The organism is Microbacterium sp. NPDC056052 (assembly GCF_042266785.1).
GTDB lineage: Bacteria > Actinomycetota > Actinomycetes > Actinomycetales > Microbacteriaceae > Microbacterium.
In genome coordinates, this window is sequence record NZ_JBHJWV010000005.1 from 230397 (window position 1) to 249690 (window position 19294).

Here is a 19294-nt window from a genome sequence, read left to right on the forward strand (position 1 = left end):
CCGCTGACGGGGACGACTCGAAAGTAGGGGACCGGCGAGAGGGCGGCCGGAGGAGGGGGCACCAGAGGCAAGGGTCACCGGGGGCGGGGGCACCGGAGGAGGGGGCACAGAGGTAAGGGGCACCGGGGCGGGGTCACCAGGGGCTGGGCTCGTAGTCCTTCAGGAACACGCCGTGGACGTCCTCGCCCGCCTCGCCGCGCACGATCGGGTCGTACACGCGGGCCGCGCCGTCGACGAGGTCGAGCGGGGCGTGGAAGCCCTCCTCGGCGAGGCGCACCTTCGTGTAGTGCGGGCGCTCGTCGGTGATCCAGCCCGTGTCGACGGCGGTCATCAGGATCCCGTCGGTCTCCAGCATCTCGCCGGCGCTCGTGCGGGTGAGCATGTTCAGCGCGGCCTTGGCCATGTTGGTGTGCGGGTGCCCCGGGCCCTTGTACCGACGGGAGAACTGGCCCTCCATCGCCGAGACGTTCACGATGTGCGTGCGCCGCGCGGGCGAGGCGGCCATCGCCGGACGCAGCCGGCTGATGAGCAGGAACGGCGCCGTCGTGTTGCAGAGCTGCACCTCGAGCATCTCGAGCGGATCCACCTGATCCACGCTCTGCACCCAGCTGTTCACGCGGTTCACATCGGGCACGAGGCCGCCCGCGTCGATCGCCGTGCCGTCCGCGTGCTTCGCGAGGGAGGAGGATCCGGGCGCCATCGCGAGCCGGGCCAGCTCCTCGGCCGTGAGCGCCTGCCCTCCCTGCTCGGCGATCGTGCCGCCGAGCGACGCGATCGACAGCAGCGGGTGCGCGTCGACCGAGGCCTGCAGGGCCTCGGGGTGCGGATCCGCGGTGTGCCCGAAGGTCTCCATCTCGGGCAGCGGACCGTTCGGGAGCGGCTGCAGCTCGGCGTCGGCGAGCAGCGAGTACGCACCAGGCGAGCGGCGCACGGTCTGCGCCGCGTTGTTGATGAGGATGTCGAGCGGGCCCTGTGCGGCGACCGAGTCCGCGAGCGCGATCACCTGGGCGGGGTCGCGGAGGTCGATGCCGACCACGCGGAGCCGGTGCAGCCAGTCGGCCGAGTCGGGCAGCGCCGCGAACCGGCGCACCGCGTCGCGCGGGAACCGCGTCGTGATGGTGGTGTGCGCGCCGTCGCGGAGCAGCCGTAGCGCGATGTGCATGCCGATCTTGGCGCGCCCACCCGTGAGCAGCGCGCGCTTGCCCGTGAGGTCGGTGCGGGCGTTGCGCTTGCCGTGGCTGAACCGGGCGCAATCGGGGCAGAGCTGGTGGTAGAACGCGTCGACCGTCGTGTACAGCTGCTTGCAGATGTAGCAGTTGCGGGGCTTCAGCAACTCGCCCGCGATCGGCGCATCGGTCACGCTGCTCTCGAGGTCGAGGCCGCGCGTCTCGTCGTCGATGCGGTCCGGAGCCCCCGTCGCGGTCGCCGCGATGACGGCGCGGTCGGCCTCGGCGATCGCATCGCGGATCTCCCTGCGACGCACGCGCTTGGCGGCCTTGAACATGGCCGAGGTCGCCCGGCGGACGGCGATGAAATCGGGGTGGTCCTGATCGAGCCCGTGCAGCTCGGCGAGCACCCTGAGGGTGGTCGCGAGGTCGGTCGGATCGATGCCGGATCCGACGACGTCACCGCCTGTCGTGGCGCTGCGGTCGCTCTGCGTCGACGGGGCGTCGGAGGGGGCGTCGGTCATTGTCACGATTTTACGCGAGCCGGCTGGATGAGAGCCCGGGTTCCCTGCGCCCGCACACACGACAGACGCCCGCACCTCCGCCGGCGCCGAGTGGCCTGACCGGCAGCCCCGCCTTCGGGCATACGCTCGAGGAGTGAGCCTGCTCGTCACCGTCCCCACCGCCGAACTCGCCGCCGACATCGCCGCCCGGGGCCCGCTGCCCGACGGCGTGAAGGTGCAGGTCTGGGACATGACCACGCCCCCGCCCGCACCGCGGATCGACATCGTCGTGCCGTCGTACCTCGGACGGCAGCGCTTCTCCGCGCTGGACGGCGTCGAGGTCGGTCTCGTGCAGGGGCAGATGATCGGCTACGAGGCCGTGATCGGCCGGGTGCCCGCCGGGGTGCCGTTCGCGAACGCCGCCAGCGTGCACGAGCCGGCGACCGCCGAGCTGGCCCTCGCGCTGACGCTCGCGGCGCAGCGCGAGCTGCCGAGGTTCGTACGCGCGCAGGACGCGGGCATGTGGGATCGGGCGTTCACATCGAGCCTCGCGGATCGGCGCGTGCTGCTGGTGGGCATCGGCGGCGTCGGCACGGCGGTGGCCCGTCGCCTCGCCGGCTTCGAGACCAGCATCACCGCGGTCGCGCAGACCGCCCGCACCGAGATGATCGACGGCGTCGGCGAGATCGCCGTGCACGCGCTCGCCGACCTGCCCGCGCTTCTGCCCGACGCGGAGATCGTGATCCTGTCGCTGCCCGGCGGATCCGCCACGCACCGGCTGTTCGACGCGGCCATGCTCGCGCGCATGCCCGACGGGGCGCTGCTGGTGAACGTGGGCCGCGGCACGCTCGTCGACACGGACGCGCTGGTCGCCGAGAACGGCCGCATCAGGGCCGCCCTGGACGTCATGGATCCGGAACCGCTGCCGGAAGGCCACCCCCTGTGGACCACGCCCGGCGTGCTGTTCACCCCGCACGTCGGCGGCGCCTCGACCGCCATGAACCCGCGCATCGCGGCCCTCGTGCGTACGCAGATCGACCGCATGGTCGCGGGCGCGGAGCCGGTGAACCTCATCGCCCGCTGAAATCCGGTGGTACGCCCCCGCGAGATCGCCGCGTTTCGTCTCGGTCGCCTCCGGCCGGTCCCTGAGCGTGTCGAAGGGCGCGCCACGACCGTGGGGGAAGCACGCTCGAACCGATTCGATCCCCGCGTTTCCGGGATCCGCCGGCATCCCGGTACCCTGATCGCATGGCCCAGATCGAGCAGCAGTCCGCCCCCGGATCCGAGTGGTGGCGCACCGCCGTCATCTACCAGATCTACCCGCGCTCCTTCGCCGACGCGAACGGCGACGGCATCGGCGACCTGCCGGGCATCACGTCCCGTCTGGACGCGCTGCAGGAGCTCGGCGTCGACGCGATCTGGCTGAGCCCGTTCATGCCCAGCCCGCAGAAGGATGCGGGCTACGACGTCTCGGACTACCGCGGCGTCGACGCGCTGTTCGGCACGCTCGGGGACTTCGACACGATGCTCGCGGCCGCGCACGCCCGCGGCATCCGCGTGATCGTCGACCTCGTGCCCAATCACTCCTCCGACCAGCACCGCTGGTTCCAGGCGGCGCTGAAGGCCGCGCCCGGCAGCCCGGAGCGCGCGCGGTACATCTTCCGCGACGGCAAGGGCGAGCACGGAGAGCTGCCGCCGAACAACTGGCAGAGCGTGTTCGGCGGCGGCATGTGGACCCGGATCACGGAACCCGACGGCACGCCGGGCCAGTGGTACCTGCACATCTTCGACCCGAGCCAGCCCGACTTCGACTGGACGAACGAAGAGGTGCGCGAGGAGTTCCGCGGCGTACTGCGCTTCTGGCTCGACCGCGGCGTCGACGGCTTCCGCGTGGATGTCGCCCACGGCATGATCAAGAAGGCGGGGCTGCCCGACTACACGCCCGATGACGGCGCCGACTCCATGGGCGGCGACCAGGAGGACGTGCCTTACTGGGGCCAGCCCGGCGTGCACGAGATCTACCGCGACTGGCACGACGTGCTCGCGGCGTACGACGGCGACCGCGCGCTGTGCGCGGAGGCCTGGCTGCCCACGCTCGACCAGATCGCGCTGTGGGTGCGCCCCGACGAGATGAACCAGGCGTTCAACTTCAACTACCTGATGACGCCGTGGAACGCCGAGGAGCTGCGCGCCGTGATCCGCGACTCCCTCGACGCGTTCGGGGCCGTCGGCGCCCCGAGCACCTGGGTGCTCTCGAACCACGACGTGGTGCGCCACGCCTCGCGCCTCGCCCTCACCTGGGACAACCCGCAGGGCGACGGCATCGGCCCGCGGGACGACCCCAAGCCCGATGCGGCTCTCGGCCTCGCGCGCGCCCGCGCCGCGACCACGGTGATGCTCTCGCTGCCCGGATCCGCCTACCTGTACCAGGGCGAGGAGCTGGGTCTGCCCGAGGCGATGGACATCCCGGACGAGTTCCGGCAGGATCCCACCTGGTTCCGCACGAGCGGCGAGCGCTACGGACGCGACGGCTGCCGCGTGCCGCTGCCGTGGAGCGGCGCCACGCCGTCCTACGGCTTCAACGACACCGGCGCCTCGTGGCTGCCGCAGCCCGCCGAGTGGGCCGAGCACGCGCGCGCTGCAGAGGAGGGTGCGGACAGCTCCACCCTGGAGCTGTACAAGACGCTGCTCCGGCTGCGCAAGGAGCGCGGGCTCGGATCCGGATCCCTCATCTGGGAGGACCTGGGATCCGACGCGGTCGCGTTCCGTCGCGGGGACCTGCACGTGGCGGCGAACCTGGGCGAGGCGCCCCTGTCGCTGCCGGACGGCGCCGCGCTCGTGGTGCACAGCGCCCCCGAGGCCGGGACCGTGCTGCCCGCGAACTCCGCCGCCTGGTACACGATCGACTGAGACGGCGCCCGGGCTCCGGTGAACCCGGACGGGCCCGGCGAGCCCGGGCGGGTCCGTGAGTCCCGGCGGATCCGTGAGCCCCGGCGGATCCCTGAGCCCAGAGATGGAAAACGTCGCTCGCGCGCATCCGCCAGCGACGTTTTCCATCTCCCGGCCCGGAGCGCGCCACGGCAAGATGCTTTTCGCGCCCCGCACAGCCCGGGGCGCGACGTTTTCTATCTCGCGGTACGTGAGCCCGGCGCAGGTCGTGCTCGCGCAGCGACCCCGACGTCACGCCGGGTCGAGCGCCTCCACGGGCGGCTCCCCAGCGTCGACCGGGGCGACCGCAGCCACGCGGCGCCGGTGCATCGCGGCCGTGGCGAGCTGCACCCCGAGCGTCACCGCGAGCACGATGCCCGAGAGCGGCAGGAGCTGGTCCGGCGCGGCGCCGGCGGCGAGCGCGAGACCGCCGAGCGCGCTGCCGAGCGCACTCCCCAGCATCATGGCGCTGTTGTTGAGCGCGAGCACGAGTGCGGCCACCGCCGGCGGCACCATCGTGGCGAGCCGCGTCTGGGCGGCGACGCCGGATCCGCCGTTGAAGAAGGCGCACACCAGGAACCAGACGAGCCCCGCCACGGCGCCGGCGATGCCGGGGAGCATGAGTCCCGCCCCGCCGAGCAGAGCAGCGGCGAGCACCGTGGCGACGATGACCGTGAGCACGGGGACGGGGCCGCGGCGATCGGTCACGCGTCCGGAGACGATGTTGCCGGCGAGGCTCACGATGCCGTAGCCGAAGAGAGCGCCGATGATCGGGTACCCCTCGCCGATGCGCGGGCCGAGGATCAGCGTCGCGTAGGTGAAACAGAAGTAGCTCGCGCACATGAGGCCCATCGGCACCAGCAGCACGAGCAGGATCGCCGGACGCGTGAGCGGGCTCAGCGCCTCGCGCAGCGACAGCGGCGGAAGGCGCAGCGGTCGCACCTTCCACAGGATCCCGACGAGCGCTGCCGCGCCGACGCCGACCACGAGGAACAGCGGGATCCGCCAGTCGGCCTGTCCGATCACGAGCCCGACCGGCACGCCGAGCGCTGTCGCGAACAGGAAGCCGCCCATCACGAGCGAGAGCGCCCTGCCGCGGTAGTGCTCTGGTGTGCGCGCGATCACGTAGGAGCCGATCACGGCGTTCAGCAGTGCCCCGCCGAGGGCCGACACCACCCGGCCGCTCATCGCCCAGAAGTAGGTGGGCGCGAGGCCCACCATGAGGTTGCCGAGCACGAAGACGCTGAGGGCCAGCACGATCGTCGACTTGCGCTCCCAGCGTCCGGTGAATGCACCGAGCACGGGACCGGCGATCGCGCCGGTCGCCGCGAACACGCTCATGAGCTGCCCGGCGGCGGCCGCATCGACATCCAGGTCCGTGGCGATCTGCGGCAGCAGCCCCGCCAGCACGTAGCCGTCGATCCCCATCGAGAAGGTCGCGACGGCGAGCCAGATCAGCGCTCCGGGCCGGAAGCCGGTGTCATCAGCAGTCGTTCGCACCAGGTCATCCAACCAGAGCGGATCCGCTCCGCGCTCGCATTTTGCGAGGATTCCGGACGAATTGTCGGACACCGCCTCAGCCGACCACCTCGAACGCGGCAGACAGCAACGTCTCCTCGCGCGACGACGACCCGACCAGGAGCTCGAAGGCACCGGGCTCGACCCGGCGGATCCCCGCGGCATCCACGATCGTGCAGTCGGCGACCGGCAGCTCCAGCCGCACGCGCGCGGACTCCCCCGGCGCGAGATCGACCTGGCGGTAGGCCTTGAGCTCCTTGTCGGTCCAGCTGGCGCTCGTGACGACATCGCGCACGTACACCTGCACCGTCTCGCGCACGGGGCGGGATCCGGTGTTGGTCACCGACACCTCGGCGACGATCGTGTGGTCCGCGGCGAGCGTCGCCGACACGAGCCCCAGGGCGGAGTACTCCACGGTCGTGAACGACAGCCCGTCGCCGAACGCCCAGGCCGGCGCCTGCGTGAGGTCTGCGTAGCGGGTGCCGTGCTGCCCGCGGATCTGGTTGTAGTACGTCGGCTGCTGCCCGACGTGCCGCGCGAACGAGATCGGCAGTCGCCCCGAGGGCTCGATCGCGCCGGTGATGAGCTCGGCGATCGCACGGCCTCCGTGCATGCCGGGGTTGGCGGCCCAGATCACGGCGGCGGCCCCGGCCGCCGACGCAGGGAGCACGAGCGGTTTGGAGGCCAGGAGCACCACGATCACGGGCTTCCCGGACGCGATCATCGCATCGAGCAGCGCGTTCTGGCCGCCGACGAGTTCGAGGGTCGCGGTGGAGCGGCCCTCGCCGACGAGCTCGATCCTGTCGCCGACCACCGCGACGACGACGTCCGCCGCGTCGGCGGCACGGACCGCCTCGGCGAGAAGGTGCGGATCGGACTCGGCCGGCACCACGACGGGCGGCCGGGGCTGCCCGTCCGGGAACGTCGCGCCGAGCGGGTCCTCCTCGAGGGTGAGGATCTCCGCACCGTGCGCGTGCCGCACGGCCAGGCCCTCGACGGCGCGCAGGCCGTCGAGCACCGTCGTGATCATCTCGCGGGGTTGCCCGTCGAGCCAGCCCGCCTGGCCGGAACCGCCGGCCCAGTCGCCGAGCTGGGTCTGCGCGTCATCGGCGAGGGGTCCCACCACGGCGACCCGGATCGGATCCGCCTCCGCGAGCGGACCGGTCGCGCCCAGCGGCAGCACCCCGTCGTTCTCCAGCAGCACGAGCGATCGCCGCGCGACCTCGAGGTTGAGGTCGGAATGCGCTCCGCTGCCCACCACGGCGTCCAGGCCGGACGAGGGCAGGCGCGGATCCTCGAAGAGCCCGAGGTCGAACTTCAGCGTGAGGATGCGGGCCACGGCGGCATCGAACGCGTCCGGTCCGAGCATGCCCTTCTGCACCGCCTCGAACGCGCCCTCGTAGAACTGCGGCGTGGTCATCACCATGTCATTGCCCGCGGTCACCGCCGCAGCGGCGGCATGCGCGTAGTCGGGTTGCACGCGCTGCTCCCAGACCATCCTGCCGACGTTGTCCCAGTCCGTGATGAGCGTGCCGGTGTAGCCCCACTCGCCGCGCAGCACGTCGCTGAGCAGCCAGTCGTTGACCGTGATCGGCACCCCGTCTGTGGTCTGGTATCCGAGCATGAAGGTGCGGCAGCCCTCGCGCGCGACGCGCTCGAAGGGCGGCAGGAACCAGCTGCGGAGCTTGCGCCTCGAGATGTCCGCCTCGCTCGCATCCCGTCCGCCCTGGGTCTCCGAGTAGCCGGCGAAGTGCTTCGCGGTGGCGAGGATCGCGGTCGGGTCCTCGAGCCCCTCCCCTTGATAGCCGCGCACCATCGCGCTCGCGAGCTCGCCGATGAGGAACGGATCCTCGCCGAACGTCTCGCTGATCCTCCCCCAGCGCAGATCGCGCGCGATGCACAGCACGGGCGAGAACGTCCAGTGGATCCCGGTCGCCGCCACCTCCTCGGCCGTGGCGCGGGCGACCTGCTCGATCAGGCCGGGATCCCAGGTCGCCGCCATGCCGAGCGGCGTCGGGTAGATCGTCGCGCCCGGCCAGAACGAGTGGCCGTGGATGCAGTCCTCGCCCACCAGCAGCGGGATGCGCAGCCGGGTCTCTGCGGTGAGCCGGTTGGCCTCGAGGATGCGCTCGGGCGAGGTGTGCAGGATCGAGCCGACGTGGCGCCGCAGCACGTGGTCGCGCAGGTCGTCGCGCGCGTCGAGCTGCAGCATCTGACCGACCTTCTCCTCGACCGTCATGCGGCCGAGCAGATCGGCCACGCGTTCTGGCGTGCCGAGGCTCGGATCGCGGAAGGGCAGGACGTCGCTCATGCGGGGGTGCTCTCTGGTTCGGCGGCTCCGGCCGCGGGGGGCGACGCCGGCAGCGCGCCGGGGCGCACCGCGGTCACGGCGGCGTTCTGGTCGATGCCGCGCTTCTTGAGGGCGCGGGCGCGCTCTCCGGCGGAGCGCAGGCGGGGGTTGACGTACTCGTCGATGCCGAAGTTGATCAGCGACAGCGCGACGCCGAGCAGGGCGATGCAGAGCCCGGCCGGCACGTACCACCACCAGTAGTCGGGGAAGGCGTTGTTCTGCTGCGCCCAGAACAGGATCGTGCCCCAGTTCAGGTTCGACACGGGGATCACCCCGATGAACGCGAGAGTGGTGAGTCCCAGCACCGCGGCGGTCATGGTGCCCACGAAGCTCGACGCGATGATCGCCATCAGGTTCGGAAGCATCTCGACCAGGATGATCCGGTGCAGCGGTTCGCCGTTGGCGCGCGCGGCCTGGATGAAGTCGCGGTTGCGCAGCGACATCGTCTGCGCCCGCAGCACCCTCGCGCCCCATGCCCAGCCGGTCAGTCCCAGCACCGCGGCGATGATCCACAGCGGCGGATCCTGGAACTGCGAGGCCACGATGATGATGAGCGGCAGGGCGGGCAGCACCAGGAAGACGTTCGCGAGCGCCGAGAGGGCCTCGCTCTTCCATCCGCGCAGATAGCCGGCGGTCACGCCGACGACGATGGCCACGACGGTCGCCATGATCGTCGCCAGGAAGCCGACCAGCAGCACGCCGCGGGTGCCATAGACGAGCTGGCTGAACACGTCCTCGCCGATGTGCGTGGTGCCCAGCAGGTGCTGGAGCGACGGCGCCTCCAGCGTCTGATCCAGGTGCTGCGCGGTCGGCGGATACGGCGCGATCCACGGGGCGAAGAGCGCGACGATCGCGAACGCGCCCAGGATGATCAGCCCGGTCGCCGACTTGGGGTTGCCGAACATGGCGAGCGAGGCGCGCAGCTGCGACCAGAACGTGCGCCGGAATACGGGCCCGGGGTCCGCGGTCAGCACGGTGACCGTCTCGGGTGCGCCGGCGCCGGGGGCCGGCGCGAGGATCTCTTGTTTCGTGGTGGGAACGTTCATGCTCAGCCCTCCGTCTGACGGGTGCGCGGATCGAGGACGGCGTAGACGATGTCGGCGATGATGTTCGCCACGAGCACCGCCATCACCAGGACCAGGAAGATGCCCTGCATCAGGGCGTAGTCCTTGGCGTTGGTCGCGTTCAGCAGGAGCAGGCCGATCCCGGGGTAGGAGAAGACCATCTCCATCACGATCGTGCCGCCGACGATGAAGCCGAGCGAGAGCGCGAAGCTCTGGATCTGCGGCAGCACGGCGTTGCGCGCGGCGTACTTCCAGAGCACCCGACGGTTCGGCATGCCCTTCGCCTGCGCCACCGTGATGTAGTCCTCGTCGAGCACCGTGAGCATCATGTTGCGCATACCGAGCACCCAGCCGCCCAGCGACGCGATCACGATCGTCAGCACCGGCAGCGCGGCGTGCGAGAGCACCTGCCCGATGAACTCGGCGTTCCACCCTGGTTCGACGCCGACCTCATAGGCGTGCCCGGCCGGGAACCAGCCCAGCGTCGAGGAGAAGAACGCGATGAAGATGAGGCCGAACCAGAAGTACGGCACGGTGCCGAGGAAGGTGGTCACCGGCACGAAGACGTCCAGCGCGCTGCCGCGCCTCCAGCCGATCACGGCGCCCACGCTCGTGCCGATCGCGAAGGAGATCACGGTGGCGACGCCGACCAGCCCGAGGGTCCACGGCAGCGCGGAGGCGATCGCCTCGTTCACCGGGGCCATGCCGGTCGAGATCGAGACGCCGAGGTCACCGCGCAGCAGCATGCCCCAGTAGTCGAGGTACTGCTGCCACAGCGGCACCGAGGAGTCGAGGCCGAACATCAGGCGCAGCGCCTTCTCCGCGGCGGGCGTGAGCTGCCCCTGGCTGCGGGCCATGAACGAGTCGACCGCGTCGCCCTTCATCATCCGCGGGATGAAGAAGTTGATCGTGATGGCCGCCCACGCGGTGAACAGATAGAACGCGGCGCGGTTCAGGATGAAGCGCCACGGCACGCGGATCCCTCCCCGCTCGGCGCGGGTCGCGGTGGTGCCCACGAGCGTCGGGTCGACGGCGGGGGCGGTCGTCGGTTCGGCGCTCATCGCGCACCTCCTGCCACGGGCACCGCGGGCCTGCCGAAGTGCTTCTCGGGATCGGGCGACGCGGCGCGCAGCTCGCGGGTGTACGGATCCTGCGGGTTCAGGATCACGTCGTCGGCGGGGCCGCGTTCCACGACCCTGCCCTGGTTGAGCACCATGATCTCGTCGCTGAAGTGACGGGCGGTGGCCAGGTCGTGCGTGATGTAGAGCACCCCCAGCCCCTCCTCCCGCTGCAGCTCGGCGAGCAGGTTCAGGACGCCGAGCCGGATCGAGACGTCGAGCATCGAGACCGGCTCGTCGGCGATCAGGAGGTCGGGCCGGGAGGCCAGTGCTCGGGCGATCGCGACGCGCTGGCGCTGTCCGCCGGAGAGCTCGTGCGGACGGCGGTCGATCACGGCGCCGGGTTCCAGCCGGACCCGGTCGAGGAGACGCCGCACCTCGGCGTCGACGTCCTTCCGGGGGACGACGCGGTCCAGCTGCAGCGGGCGCTCGATGTGGTGCCGGATCGAGTGGGACGGATTCAGCGATGCGAACGGGTCCTGGAACACCATCCGCAGGCGCTGCCGGTAACGCCGCAGGCCCGCACCCCGGCGCGGGATCGCCTCTCCGTCCAGCAGCACCTCGCCGTGAGTGGGGGTCTCCAGTTGAGTGAGGATCTTCGCGATCGTGGACTTGCCGCTGCCCGACTGCCCAACCAGGCCGATGGTCTGGCGCGCACCGAGCGTGAAGCTCACGTCGTCCAGCGCCTTGATCCGCCCGGCTCCGCGGACGCTGTAGACCTTCGTGACGTTCTTGACCTCGAGCGTCGTCATCGCCGCACCATCCCTCTCTCGCCCGTGAGCCGGGGGAACGAGCTCAGCAGTGTTCGCGTGTACTCGTGCTGCGGATCGGTCCAGATCTGCTCGGCGGTGCCCAGCTCCACGATCTCCCCGGCGCGCATGATCGCGATGCGGTCGCTGATCTCCAGCAGCAGCGGCAGGTCGTGCGTGATGAAGACGACCGAGAAGCCGAATTCGCGGCGCAGCTGCGAGATCTGACTGAGGATCTCGCGCTGCACCAGCACGTCCAGCGCGGTGGTCGGCTCGTCCATGACCATGAGCTGCGGACGCAGGGCGAGCGCCATCGCGATCATCACGCGCTGGCGCATCCCGCCGGAGAGCTCGTGCGGGTAGGAGCGTCGCCGCTGCCCGCCCACCTTCACGATCTCCAGCAGCTCGACGACCGCGTCCCGGCGTTCGGTGCGGCTCATGGCCGGGCGGTGCACCCGGAACACGTCGTCCAGTTGGGCGCCGATCGTGGCCACCGGGTTGAGCGCGTTCATCGCGCCCTGGAACACCATCGAGATCCGGTCCCAGCGGAACCGCCGCATCTGCTCGACGTCGAGCGCGTTGACGTCGACGTCCTCGCCGGACGCGTCGTGGAAGGTGACGCTGCCGCCGGTGATCACGGCCGGAGGCTTGAGCAGCCGCTGCACGCCGTACGCGAGGGTCGTCTTGCCGCAGCCGCTCTCGCCGGCCAGGCCGACGATCTCGCCGCGGCCGATCTCGAGGGTGACGTTCTTGACCGCCGCGACGGGCGGATCCACGTCGTACACGACCGAGAAGTCGCGCACGGAGAGAAGAGTGTCTGTCATGAGTGCTTGCTCCGGTAGCGGTCGTCGAGCGAGGCCGCGCGCACCGCGATCGGGACGGAACGCGGTGCTCCGTCATGACCGCGTTTCGTCCCGCGGCGCTCGCTCGACGACCGAGAGGGATCGGACTGCTACTTACCGGCCGGCTTCAGCTTCAGTACGACCTGGACGGCGGAGGGCTGCGTCGGGTCGGCCGTCGCGTACTGGTCGTCCTCGCTCGGCCACCCGGTGTACTTCCGGGTGTTGTACTCGCCCAGCTGCGGGTGCGTGCCGATCGGGATCGCCGGCACGTCTTCCACGAAGATCTTCTGCAGCTTGTTCAGCGCATCCGTGCGGGTGGCGTCGTCCGAGGCCTGCGCGTACTGCGCCAGCAGCGCGGTCGCCTCGGGGTTGTTGTAGCGGCCGAAGTTGTCGGAGACCTTGCCGCCGGCCGCCTGCTCCAGGTAGGCGCCGTTCATCACGTCGTCGTAGATGTGCCAGGGGTTCGTGCCCGATCCCGTCCAGTGCAGCGCGGCGTCGAAGTTGCCGGTCGCGACGTTGCTGAGCCAGGTGTCCGCGTCGGGGGTGGCGACCTTGGCGTCGGCGCCCAGCGTGCTCTTGACCTGGGTGGCGACGAGCTGGATCCCGGTGACGTAGTCGTTCCAGCCCTGCGGATCCTGCAGAGTGAACGACACCGGAGCGCCGGCCGGATCGATCAGCGCGTCCTTGTTCCAGGTGTATCCCGCATCGGTGAGCACCTTCTTGGCGCCGTCCACGTCGATCGAGAACGTCTTGTCCTTGTACTCGGGGGCGATGTACTGGTCGCCCGTCGGCTGCGGGATGCCGGTCACGCTCGTCAGCTCCGGACCGGCGTTGCTCCGCGCCTTCTCGGCGTGCGCCTTGCGGTCGATCACCATGTTCACGGCCTTGCGGAACGCGGGGTCGTTGAACGGCGCCTTCGTCGTGTTCACCAGGATCATGTCGGGGCTCAGCACGTTGGCGGCCCAGAACACGTTGTGCTTCGCGTCCTTGTCGACGTAGTTCTTCTGGAAGTCGGTGATGAAGATCTGCCCCCAGTCCGTCTCGCCGTTCTGCAGGCCGCGGAGCAGCCCGGTGTTGTCGTTGTACTCGAGGTACTTGAGCTGCGGGACGGGCACGTCGCCGCCCCAGTAGTCCTTGCGCGAGGAGAGCACGACGCCCTGCGAGGAGAAGCTCTTGATCGTGTACGGCCCGGTGCCGATGGCCTCCTTGACCGGATCCTTGGTCGGATCGGCGATGGCCTTCCACTGGTGCTCCGGCACGATGCCGACCTGCAGGACATCGCCCTGCTTGACGAACTTCGACTCGCTGAAGCTCAAGACGACGTTGTCGCCGTCCTTCTTGATGTCGGCCAGCTTGAGTCCGCCAAGGTCGAGCGCCGGGGTGTTCTTGATCAGCGTGTAGGTGAAGACGATGTCGTCGGCGGTGAACGGCTTGCCGTCGCTCCACTTCACGTCGGCGCGCGGCGTGACGGTGAGCTGCGTGTAGTCGGCGTTCCACTCGACCTTCGAGGCGAGCCACGGCGTGGTCTCGTTCTTGCCGACCGGGTTCACCATCGCGAGGGGTTCGTAGATCATCCGGTCGTAGCCGAGCGACATGCCGGATCCGGTGCTGATGAACGGGTTGTTGATCTGGGTGGCGAGCACCGCGGCGCCGTCGGGCTTCGCGATCGTGAGCGATCCGCCGGTCGAGCCGGAGGCGCTGCCGCCGCCCGACGAGCAGCCGGTCAGCGCGGCCGCGCCGATCGCCGCGAAGGCCGTCACCGCGATCAAGGTCTTCCTGAGCGTCATTGCTTCTCCTTCTGGTGGGGGCACGGCCGTCGTGCGCCCATCTGGTGCGGGGTCCCGCTTCCCTGTGGGGGAGACTTTTACTTACTAGCGGGAAAGTAAGTAAAAGTGAGGTTACCGATCAGTAAGCTGGATGACAAGCAGGGGAGGGGAAACGAAATGGTCACGACCGCATCGAGCCGCGTGAAGTCCCGACCGGAGACCGAGCGCAAGCGGACCGAGATCCTGAAGGCCGCGATCGAGATCTTCGGCGCCAAGGGCTCCACGAACGGCACCCTCGCCGACATCGCCGAGCAGGTCGGCATGACGCACGCCGGTGTGCTGCATCACTTCGGCTCCAAGCAGAATCTGCTGCTCGAGGTGCTCGCCTACCGCGACGAGAGCGATGTCGCGGGCCTCGCCGAGAAGCACATCCCGGACGGCCCCGCCCTCTTCCTGCATCTCGTCAAGACCGCGCTCGTGAACGAGCTGCGGCCGGGCATCGTGCAGGTCTACACCGTGCTCTCCAGCGAGTCCGTGACCGACGACCACCCGGCGCGCGGGTTCTTCGAGCACCGGTACTCGAAGCTCAGGGAGGAGGTGTCCGACGCGTTCGGCGAGCTGTGCGCCCAGGAGGGCGTGACCGACACCGCACGCGTCGCCACGGCCTCCGCATCGATCCTCGCGGTCATGGACGGCCTGCAGCTGCAGTGGCTGCTGGACCCGTCGGCCGTCGATCTCGCCGAGGCCAGTTCGTTCGCGATCGAGGCGATCGTGAACGGCGTGCTCCGCCCCGGTCCCCCGCTCGAGACCTACGCGCCGGGCGCGTCCTCTCGCTGACCGATCTCCGAGCCTCCGACGGGTCCGGCCGGCCGGCGGATCCCTGCTCTCGCCCGCTCCCGTAGGCTCGGCGCTATGACGATCGACCTCGAAGCGCTCTTCATCGACCTGCACCGCAACCCCGAGCTCTCGTTCCAGGAGACGCGCACCGCCGCGATCGCCGCCGGGCACCTGCGCGACCTCGGGCTGGAGGTCACCGAGGGCATCGGGAAGACCGGCGTGATCGGAGTGCTCGCGAACGGCGAGGGCCCCGTCGTCTGGGCGCGCGCCGACATGGACGCCCTGCCCGTGACCGAGCAGACGGGCCTCGCCTACGCGAGCACCGCGACCGGCATCGATCCCGAGGGCCATGAGGTGGGCATCATGCACGCCTGCGGCCACGACATGCACGTGACCGCCATGATCGGCGCCGTCGAGGAGCTCGTCCGCACCAGGGACGAGTGGTCCGGCACGCTCGTCGTCGTCATCCAGCCCGCCGAGGAGTACGGCGCGGGCGCCCGCGCGATGCTCGACGACGGCGCCCTGGACCGCTTCCCCCGCCCCGACGTCGTCATCGGACAGCACGTCACGCCCTTCCCCGCCGGCATGATCGGCGTGCGGCCCGGCCCGCAGATGTCGGCATCCGACGGCCTGCACGTCGTGCTGCACGGCCGCGGCGGGCACGGCTCGCGCCCGCACTCGACGATCGACCCCGTCGTCATGGCCGCCGCGACCGTCATGCGCCTGCAGACCGTGGTCTCCCGCGAGGTGGATCCGCACGACCTCGCCGTCGTGACGGTCGGCGCGATCCACGCCGGCACCAAGAACAACATCATCCCGGCCGAGGCCACACTCGACCTCAGCCTGCGCTATCCCGACGAGGTCCTGCGCGAAAAGGTGCTGGAGAAGGTCGAACGCGTCATCAAGGCCGAGGCGATGGCGTCCGGCGCGCTCCAGGATCCGACCATCGAGACTCTGCACACGCTGCCCGCGACGATCAACGACGCCGCCGCGACAGAGCGCGCGACGGCCGCCTTCCGCGCGGCGTTCGGCGACGCGAACGTGATCGACCCCGGCCTGTTCACCGGCAGCGAGGACGTGTCCTGGTTCGCCCGCGACGCCGGCGTGCCGCTCGTGTTCTGGTTCTGGGGCGGCATCGCCCCGGCCCGCTACGCGGTGGCGGTGGCGAACGGCACGGTCGACAGCGAGATCGCCACGAACCACTCGCCGTTCTTCGCCGTCGAGATCCACCCGACGATCGAGATCGGCGTGCAGGCGCTGACCGTCGCGGCCCGCGAGTTCCTGGACTGACACCCGCCGGCGCGCGGAAACCCTGCAGGATGTCTGCGACTCTGCAGGACGGATCCGCCCGATTCGTCCTGCAGAACTGCAGACGCCCTCCGGAACGGCGACGGGCGGATCCGCGGGCCGCGCTGAGCGGATCTCCGCTCAGACGTCGACGCGGACGGGGGGCAGCGCGGCGAGCGGGGCGTGCGCCTCGTGGTGCAGCCGCTCCATGCGCCCGTCGAGCTCGCTCGCGGCGTCGGCCGCCGCGGTGAGGTCGTCCACGAGGTGCGCGGGCACCTGACCCTGGAACTTGTAGTGGATCTTGTGCTCGAGGCTCGCCCAGAAGTCCATCGCGATCGTGCGGAACTGCACCTCGACCGGCACCATGATCGGGCCCGAGGAGAGGAACACCGGCACCTCGAGGATCGCGTGCAGGCTGCGGTAGCCGTTGGCCTTCGGCGTCGCGATGTAGTCCTTCACGATGCGCACGGTGATGTCGTCCTGCGCGGCGAGCAGATCGAACAGCCGGTACACGTCGGCGACGAAGCTGCACGTCACGCGCACACCGGCGATGTCGGTGATGTTCGCGCGGATCGTGTCGAAGTCGGGCTCGATCCCCCGCCGCGCCACCTTCTCCACAATGCTGTCGGGCGTCTTGACCCGGCTCTTCACGTGCTCGATGGGGTTGTAGGAGTGGTGATGCGTGAACTCGTCCCGCAGGATCGAGATCTTCGTCTCGATCTCGCGCATCCCGAACTCGTACTCGTGCAGGAACCGCTGGAACTCGTCGCGCAGCTCGCGCGCCTCGGACAGGGTCTGGTTCAGCGCATCGTCGTCCAGGGGGGCCATGCTCATGTCTGCGACGCTACGCAAAAGGAGTTCGGATCTCCTGTGTGTTCGTCCTGAGCGGACCGACGAGTGGTCGAAAGAGCGCTCTCCGGCCCCGTGCGCCTACCCTCTCCGGACACGCCCGGGGCCCGCCGACGGCAAAGAGTGATGGAACAGTGATGCAACAACCCGCGCGCGAAATTGCATCCGCCCCGTTCCAGGCGTAATTTAGCCGCTCGTGGCCAATGACAGCCGTGAGAGCGCCGACGCCCCGCAGGTAGCCAAACGCATCCTGCTCGGCGAGCCGCTCAGCACAGAGAAGGCGAACGAGCAGCTCCTCCCGAAACGGATGGCGCTGCCGATCTTCGCATCCGACGCACTCTCCTCCGTGGCCTACGGTCCGCAGGAGATGCTGATGACCCTGGGGCTCGGCGGTCTGGCGTTCCTCGCCTTCGCGCCATGGGTTGCCGCGGCCGTCGTCCTGCTGCTGATCGTGATCGTGCTGAGCTACCGCAAGCTCATCCAGGCGTACCCCTCGGGCGGCGGCGACTACGAGGTCGCGTCGAAGAACCTCGGCGAGATCCCCGGCGTCGTCGTGGGCGCCGCCCTCCTCGTCGACTACATCCTCACGGTGTCCGTATCGATCGCCTCCGGCGTGGACAACATCATCTCCGCCGTGCCGCAGCTCGACCCCTGGCGCGTCGAGCTCGCGGTCGGCTTCGTCATCCTCATCGTGGTCGTGAACCTGCGCGGCGTGCGCGAGGCCTCGACCTTCTTCGCGATCCCCACGTACGTCTTCATCGGATCCGTCGGCGTCATGATCGTCGCCGGACTCGTCCGCACCTTCCTCGGCGACGCCCCGATCGCCGAGAGCGCGCAGTACGCGATGCACGGCGACCAGCTCGCGAACGCGGCGGTCATCCTGCTCGTGCTCCGGGCGTTCTCCAGCGGCTGTTCCGCTCTGACCGGCGTCGAGGCGGTGTCGAACGGCGTGCAGGCGTTCCGCATCCCGAAGATCCGCAACGCGCAGGCGACGCTGGCGATGATGGGCGGGATCGCGATCCTGCTGTTCACCGGCCTCACCGCGCTCGGGCTGATCACCCAGGTGCACTACGCGGAGGATCCGTGCCGCGACCTCGTCGGGTACGTCTGCGGCCAGCCGCAGCAGTCGCTCATGGCGCAGATCGCCTCCGCGGTGTTCGGCGGCGGATCCCTGCCGTTCTTCATCATCCAGGCGGCGACCGCCTGCGTGCTGCTGCTCGCCGCCAACACGGCTTTCAACGGCTTCCCGCTGCTCGGCGCCGTGCTCGCCCGCGACGGCTACGCCCCCAAGGCGCTCAACACCCGCGGCGACCGCCTCGTGTTCTCGAACGGCATGATCCTGCTCGGCATCGCCGCGATCGGCGTGCTGGTGCTGTTCCAGGCGAACCTGACGAACCTGATCCAGCTCTACATCATCGGCGTGTTCGTGTCGTTCTCGCTCGGCCAGGTCGGCATGGTGCGGCACTGGCGACGCCTGCTCGCCGGCACCAAGGTCATGAGCGTGAAGGACGCCCAACCCGTGCGCCGCACGGCCTACACGGGCCTTGCGATCAACTCGCTCGGCGCGTCCATGACGATCGCGGTGCTCGTGATCGTCACGATCACCAAGTTCACGCACGGCGCGTGGATGGTGTTCATCGCGATCCCTCTCCTCGCGCTGCTCATGATGGGCGTGAAGCGCTACTACCGCGACGTCGAGCACGAGATCTCGATCGACGACACGACTCACTTCGGATCCGAGGGCGACGTCGCGATCATCCTCGTCAACCGGCTGCAGAAGCCGGTGATCAAGGCGATCGACTACGCCATCGCCGCCAAGCACGAGAAGACGATCGCGCTGCACGTCGCCGCCAACCCGGAGGATGGCGTGCAGCTGCAGAAGGACTGGCAGCAGCACCGGATCCCGATCCCGCTCGTGATCGTGGAGTCGCCGTTCCGCCACTACGCGGCGCCGGTCGAGGCCTACATCAGCAAGTACCGGCAGAAGCACGGCCCCGCGGTGGTCACCGTGTACCTGCCGCAGTACATCGTCGGGCACTGGTGGGAGTCGATCCTGCACAACCGCCGCGCGCGCCGCGTGGCCAACCAGCTGATGATGGTGCACGGCGTCACGATCACGCTCGTGCCGTGGCTGCTCGACTCCTCCGAGCTCATCTATGGGCGTCGCTCCCGTCCCGTGCCCGGCCAGCAGCGCGCCGGACGCCCCCTCTACGGAGACAACAGCGCCCAGCCCGGCCGCCGGGTGCAGCGCCCTGCGGGCCCGCCCGAGAAGGCATTGACCACGCCTCCGGCCGGGCAGACTACGACTGAATGACGA

General features: G+C 70.0%; 14 protein-coding genes. 5 read left to right on the plus strand and 9 right to left on the minus strand.

Annotated elements, in window-relative coordinates; translation table 11 throughout:
* Positions 1-133: 133 nt before the first annotated feature.
* On the minus strand, positions 134-1690 hold the full coding sequence (locus ACFC1J_RS11775; protein ID WP_375905880.1) for an SDR family NAD(P)-dependent oxidoreductase: 1557 nt from the start codon (positions 1688-1690) through the stop codon (positions 134-136).
* 133 nt (positions 1691-1823) lie between these two features.
* Between ACFC1J_RS11775 and ACFC1J_RS11780 the strand changes: the two genes are divergently transcribed.
* Positions 1824-2753: an NAD(P)-dependent oxidoreductase gene (locus tag ACFC1J_RS11780; protein ID WP_375905882.1), complete on the plus strand. Its 930-nt coding sequence runs from the start codon at positions 1824-1826 to the stop codon at positions 2751-2753.
* Between the two features lie 164 nt (positions 2754-2917).
* The gene (locus ACFC1J_RS11785) at positions 2918-4579 is read left to right on the plus strand and encodes a glycoside hydrolase family 13 protein (protein ID WP_375905885.1); all 1662 of its coding nucleotides are present in this window, start codon (positions 2918-2920) and stop codon (positions 4577-4579) included.
* Between the two features lie 270 nt (positions 4580-4849).
* Here the strand turns inward: ACFC1J_RS11785 and ACFC1J_RS11790 are convergent, their stop codons facing one another.
* The 7 genes from ACFC1J_RS11790 to ACFC1J_RS11820 all read right to left on the minus strand — a co-directional run bounded on the left by ACFC1J_RS11790 (position 4850) and on the right by ACFC1J_RS11820 (position 14025).
* Positions 4850-6097 carry an MFS transporter gene (locus ACFC1J_RS11790; RefSeq protein ID WP_375905888.1) on the minus strand — a complete coding sequence of 416 codons (1248 nt, stop codon included), beginning with the start codon at positions 6095-6097 and terminating at the stop codon, positions 4850-4852.
* 76 nt (positions 6098-6173) lie between these two features.
* Positions 6174-8426 (minus strand): glycoside hydrolase family 3 N-terminal domain-containing protein, encoded by a 2253-nt coding sequence (locus ACFC1J_RS11795; protein ID WP_375905891.1) that lies wholly within the window; start codon positions 8424-8426, stop codon positions 6174-6176.
* Positions 8423-9511 carry an ABC transporter permease gene (locus ACFC1J_RS11800; protein WP_375905893.1) on the minus strand — a complete coding sequence of 363 codons (1089 nt, stop codon included), beginning with the start codon at positions 9509-9511 and terminating at the stop codon, positions 8423-8425. The genes ACFC1J_RS11795 and ACFC1J_RS11800 overlap by 4 nt, the downstream gene beginning before the upstream one ends.
* Positions 9512-9513: 2 nt before the next feature.
* The gene (locus tag ACFC1J_RS11805) at positions 9514-10590 is read right to left on the minus strand and encodes an ABC transporter permease (protein ID WP_375905896.1); all 1077 of its coding nucleotides are present in this window, start codon (positions 10588-10590) and stop codon (positions 9514-9516) included.
* Complete coding sequence (locus tag ACFC1J_RS11810; RefSeq protein ID WP_375905899.1) at positions 10587-11399, minus strand: ABC transporter ATP-binding protein; 813 nt, start codon at positions 11397-11399, stop codon at positions 10587-10589. The genes ACFC1J_RS11805 and ACFC1J_RS11810 overlap by 4 nt, the downstream gene beginning before the upstream one ends.
* The gene (locus ACFC1J_RS11815; protein WP_375905902.1) at positions 11396-12220 is read right to left on the minus strand and encodes an ABC transporter ATP-binding protein; all 825 of its coding nucleotides are present in this window, start codon (positions 12218-12220) and stop codon (positions 11396-11398) included. The genes ACFC1J_RS11810 and ACFC1J_RS11815 overlap by 4 nt, the downstream gene beginning before the upstream one ends.
* Positions 12221-12348: 128 nt before the next feature.
* Positions 12349-14025 (minus strand): ABC transporter substrate-binding protein, encoded by a 1677-nt coding sequence (locus ACFC1J_RS11820; protein WP_375905905.1) that lies wholly within the window; start codon positions 14023-14025, stop codon positions 12349-12351.
* A gap of 156 nt (positions 14026-14181) precedes the next feature.
* Here ACFC1J_RS11820 and ACFC1J_RS11825 point away from each other — a divergent pair, with 156 nt between their 5' ends.
* Positions 14182-14841: a TetR/AcrR family transcriptional regulator gene (locus ACFC1J_RS11825; protein ID WP_375905908.1), complete on the plus strand. Its 660-nt coding sequence runs from the start codon at positions 14182-14184 to the stop codon at positions 14839-14841.
* 75 nt (positions 14842-14916) lie between these two features.
* Entirely contained in the window at positions 14917-16131 is a 1215-nt protein-coding gene (locus ACFC1J_RS11830) for an amidohydrolase (RefSeq protein WP_375905911.1), read from the plus strand.
* A 138-nt stretch (positions 16132-16269) separates the two neighbouring features.
* On the opposite strand, the gene ACFC1J_RS11835 is transcribed toward ACFC1J_RS11830, so the two are convergent.
* A complete protein-coding gene (locus ACFC1J_RS11835) occupies positions 16270-16962 on the minus strand; it encodes a GTP pyrophosphokinase family protein (RefSeq protein WP_375905914.1) in 693 nt (230 codons plus the stop codon).
* Positions 16963-17173: 211 nt separating this feature from the next.
* On the opposite strand from ACFC1J_RS11835, the gene ACFC1J_RS11840 reads away from it, so the two are divergent.
* Entirely contained in the window at positions 17174-19291 is a 2118-nt protein-coding gene (locus ACFC1J_RS11840) for an APC family permease (protein WP_375905917.1), read from the plus strand.
* The last annotated feature ends 3 nt before the right edge of the window (positions 19292-19294 follow it).